Source organism: Actinomycetospora sp., assembly GCF_055612215.1.
In genome coordinates, this window is the sequence record NZ_JBVPVA010000449.1 from 1 (window position 1) to 3,009 (window position 3,009).

Annotated in this window: 3 protein-coding genes; all 3 read left to right on the forward strand. The window is 72.1% G+C overall.

Going from position 1 to position 3,009, the window contains the following annotated elements; genetic code table 11:
- Nucleotides 1-4 precede the first annotated feature (4 nt).
- From AC0CYZ_RS12595 to AC0CYZ_RS12605, 3 genes are read left to right on the forward strand one after another with little or no spacing between them, the layout of a single operon-like run.
- On the forward strand, nt 5-1,060 hold the full coding sequence (locus tag AC0CYZ_RS12595; protein WP_472215775.1) for an LLM class F420-dependent oxidoreductase: 1,056 nt from the start codon (nt 5-7) through the stop codon (nt 1,058-1,060).
- Between the two features lie 40 nt (nt 1,061-1,100).
- Nucleotides 1,101-1,553 (forward strand): MaoC family dehydratase, encoded by a 453-nt coding sequence (locus AC0CYZ_RS12600; protein ID WP_472215771.1) that lies wholly within the window; start codon nt 1,101-1,103, stop codon nt 1,551-1,553.
- Nucleotides 1,554-1,568: 15 nt separating this feature from the next.
- Entirely contained in the window at nt 1,569-2,780 is a 1,212-nt protein-coding gene (locus tag AC0CYZ_RS12605) for an acetyl-CoA C-acetyltransferase (RefSeq protein WP_472215773.1), read from the forward strand.
- The last annotated feature ends 229 nt before the right edge of the window (nt 2,781-3,009 follow it).

The window sequence follows — 3,009 nt, forward strand, 5'->3', positions numbered from 1 at the left end:
GGGCGTGCGCATCGGGATGGGTCTGAACTACAGCGGCGGGTTCGAGGAGAGCGTGGCCGAGCTGGCCGAGCACGAGAAGGCCGGGCTCGACATCGTCTTCGTCCCCGAGGCGTACAGCTACGACGCGGTGAGCCAGCTCGGGTTCATCGCCGCGCGGACCGAGCGCGTGGAGATCGCCTCCGGCATCCTGCAGATCTACACCCGCACCCCGTCGCTGACCGCGATGACGGCGGCCGGGCTGGACTTCGTCTCGGGCGGGCGGTTCACCCTCGGGCTCGGGGCGTCGGGCCCGCAGGTCATCGAGGGCTTCCACGGGGTGCGCTACGACGCCCCCATCGGGCGCACCCGCGAGATCATCGACATCTGCCGGCAGGTCTGGCGCCGCGAGAAGGTCCAGTACGCGGGCAAGCACTACACGATCCCGCTGCCGGAGGGCGAGGGCACCGGGCTCGGCAAGCCGCTCAAGCTGATCAACCACCCGGTGCGCGACCGGATCCCGATCCTCGTCGCCGCCCTCGGGCCGAGGAACGTGGCGCTCGTGGCCGAGAAGGCCGAGGGCTGGCAGCCGCTCTTCTTCGTGCCGGAGAAGGCGCAGGAGGTCTGGGGCGAGGCGCTCGCGGAGGGCAACGCCAAGCGCGAGGACGGCCTCGGGCCGCTCGAGGTCTACCTGCAGTCCTCGTTCTGCATCACCGAGGACGAGGCCGTCGCGACGCAGATGCTCGACGGGATGCGCGGGTTCGTCGCGCTCTACGTCGGGGGCATGGGCGCGAAGGGCAAGAACTTCTACAACGACGTCGCCCGCCGCTACGGCTACGTCGAGGAGGCCGAGACCATCCAGGACCTCTACCTCGACGGCAAGAAGGAGCAGGCCGCGGCGGCCGTCCCGGAGGAGCTGCTGCGCGCGATCTCACTGATCGGCCCGCGTTCGTACGTGGCCGAGCGGATGGCCGCGTTCGCCGAGGCGGGGGTGACCACCCTGAACCTGACCCCGCTCGCGGGCACCCCGGCCGAGCGGGTGGCGCTGGTGGGGGCGGCGAAGGAACTGGCGTCGGCCCTCTGACCGGCCCCGGCCACCGACCCGAGATCGAGGGAGAGCACGCATGCGGAAGTTCGCCGACGTCGAGGAGCTGCGCGCCGCGGTGGGGGAGGACCTCGGGACCAGCGAGTGGGTGACGGTGGACCAGAAGCGCATCGACGTGTTCGCCGACGCCACCGACGACCACCAGTGGATCCACACCGATCCCGAGCGCGCCGCCGCCGGACCGTTCGGCCGCACCGTCGCGCACGGCTTCCTCACGGTCGCCCTCATGCCGAAGTTCGGCTGGGACACCTTCGAGGTCAGCGGCGTCTCGATGACCGTGAACTACGGGCTGAACAAGGTGCGGTTCCCCTCGCCCGTGCCGGTGGGCAGCCGTGTACGAGGTCACTGCCGCCTGGTGGAAGTCACCGACGTCGCGAACGGGGTGCAGGCCACGATCGGGGGGACCGTGGAGATCGAGGGGTGGCCGAAGCCGGCGTGCGTCGCCGAGGTCATCCTGCGATACATCCTCTGACACAGGAGAGAAGCCGTGAGCGAAGCCGTCGTCTGTGAGCCGATCCGCACGCCCGTCGGGGGGTTCGGGGGGTCGTTGCGGGACGTGCGCGCGCAGGAGCTGGGCGCGACGGTGATCCGGGAGCTGGTCCGCCGGACCGGGATCACCGCGGACCAGATCGACGACGTGGTGTTCGGTCACTGCTACCCGACGATGGACGCCCCGGCGATCGGGCGGGTCGCGGCGCTGGACGCGGGCCTGGACGTCACGGTGCCGGGCCTGCAGGTCGACCGACGCTGCGGGTCGGGACTGCAGGCGGTGCTGTACGCCGCGATGTCGGTGGCCTCGGGCGGGGCGTCGCTGGTGCTCGCCGGCGGGGCGGAGTCGATGTCGGGGGCCTCGTACTTCACCGACGCGGTCCGGTGGGGCACCAAGGCCGGCGGGTTCGAGATGAAGGACTCGCTCGCCCAGGGCCGGGTGTGGGCCGGGGGCGTGAACCACCCGGTGCCGGGCGGGATGATCGAGACGGCGGAGAACGTGCGGAAGCGGTACTCGATCCCGCGCGACGAGCAGGACCGGCTGGCGGTGCGGTCGCACGAGAAGGCCACGGCGGCGGTCAAGGAGGGCCGCTACGCCGACGAGCTCGTCCCGGTGACGATCCACGGCCGCAAGGGCGACACCGTGGTCGACCAGGACGAGCACATCCGCCCGGACGCCTCGCTGGAGTCGCTGGGCAAGCTCCGCCCGATCATGGGCAAGCAGGACCCGGACGCGACGGTGACGGCCGGCAACGCCTCGGGCCAGAACGACGGCGCGGCGGTGTGCCTGGTGACGACCCCGGAGAAGGCGTCCGAGCTCGGGCTGCGGCCGCTGGCGCGGCTGGTGTCGTGGGGCGTCGGCGGGGTGGGCCCGGAGATCATGGGGATCGGGCCGGTGCCCGCGACGGAGAAGGCGCTCGGGCAGGCCGGTCTGTCGCTCGCGGACATGGACGTGATCGAGCTGAACGAGGCGTTCGCGGCGCAGGCGCTCGGGGTGGGCCGGGAGTGGGGGATCGACCTGATCTCCGACGAGCGGGTCAACCCGAACGGCTCGGGCATCTCGCTGGGGCACCCGGTCGGGGCGACCGGGGTGCGGATCCTGGCGACGATGCTGCGCGAGATGGACCGTCGCGAGGCCCGCTACGGGCTCGAGACGATGTGCATCGGCGGCGGCCAGGGCCTGGCGGCGGTGTTCGAGCGGGTCGCCTGAGGTCGGTCGCAGCAACGGCACGATGCTGGCACCTGACGTCAGGACGGCGCCGCTCACCCAGCGGGGCCTCCTCGGCCTCGGGGCAGCAACGGCACGATGCTGGCACCTGACGTCAGGACGGCGCCGTTCACGCAGCGGTCCGGCCCGGCCCGCCGGCTCCATGATCATGAGCGCACAGCGCAGGTCGGCCCGGTTCGCGGGATGCCTGGTGTGCTCCTCGTCGGGGCGT

Excerpts from the sequence above, each read along its gene's own strand:
- AC0CYZ_RS12600 (WP_472215771.1), top strand. The coding sequence starts at position 1,101 with ATGCGGAAGTTCGCCGACGTCGAGGAGCTGCGCGCCGCGGTGGGGGAG.